This is a genomic window from Colwellia sp. TT2012 (genome assembly GCF_001440345.1).
Classification (GTDB): Bacteria; Pseudomonadota; Gammaproteobacteria; order Enterobacterales; family Alteromonadaceae; genus Colwellia.
Genome location: NZ_LJYX01000081.1, coordinates 1 through 972 on the forward strand (window position 1 = coordinate 1; position 972 = coordinate 972).

The 972-nt window shown below is 65.2% G+C and carries 2 protein-coding genes; one reads left to right on the top strand and one right to left on the bottom strand.

Going from position 1 to position 972, the window contains the following annotated elements; genetic code table 11:
- A partial coding sequence (locus ASU03_RS22145) for a hypothetical protein (protein WP_057833268.1) occupies positions 1–205 on the bottom strand: 205 nt, incomplete at its 3' end.
- Between ASU03_RS22145 and znuB the strand changes: the two genes are divergently transcribed.
- Positions 204–972: zinc ABC transporter permease subunit ZnuB (znuB, locus tag ASU03_RS18790; RefSeq protein WP_057833269.1), on the top strand; the 769-nt coding region annotated here is incomplete at its 3' end. The genes ASU03_RS22145 and znuB overlap by 2 nt on opposite strands.

Consider the following 972-nt stretch of genomic DNA (forward strand, 5'->3'; position numbering starts at 1 on the left):
AGTGTGCCTCAATCGCCACGTCTGCTGCTCCGGCCACCCGGAACAGGTCAGCGGCGACCCGGCCTTCGTCGAGCTGTTCGGCAAGAATGCCCAGAGCCTGGCGATTTATCACCACCATCACGACCATGCCCATGACCTGCATGGCGCCGTGGTTGCCGATCCGACCGCCCCTCATACCCACGTCCACGGAGATAGCTGCAAGCATGGCTGATTTTCTGCTCTACGCCCTGCTTGCAGGCTTGGCCTTGGCGCTGGTGGCGGGCCCGCTGGGTTCGTTCGTGGTCTGGCGGCGCATGGCCTACTTTGGCGACACCTTGTCCCACGCGGCCCTGCTCGGCGTAGCCCTGGGCTTCTTGCTGGAGGGCAGCCCGGCCAGCGCCGTGACCGTTGGCTGCCTGCGGCGCGCCGTGCTGTTGGGGACCCGGCCACAGCGCCAGCCCCTGGCTTCGGACACCCGGCTGGGGATCCTCGCGCCCAGCACGCTGTCCCTGGGCCTGGTAGTCCTGAGCTTTATGCACGAAGTGCGTATCGACCTGATGGCCTATCTGTTCGGCGACCTGCTGGCGATCAGCCCCACAGACCTGGCCTGGATTCTCGGCGGTAGCGCTGCTGTATTGATCCCGCTGGTGGCCCTGTGGCGCCCGCTGCTGGCAATTACCGTCCACGAACAACTGGCCACCGTCGAAGGTTTGCCCGTGCCAGCGCTGCGCATGACCCTGATGTTGCTGATTGCCGTGGTGATTGCTGTCGCAATGAAGATTGTCGGCGTATTGTTGATCACGTCGCTATTGATCATCCCCGCCGCCGCCGCCCAGCGTCATGCACGCTCGCCGGAACAGATGGCGGTCGGCGCCAGTCTGCTGGGGATGCTTGCCGTGTGTGGCGGCCTGGCGCTGTCCTGGTTCAAGGACACCCCGGCCGGGCCGTCGATTGTGGTCACGGCCGCCGCACTGTTTCTGCTGAGTTTTGTCC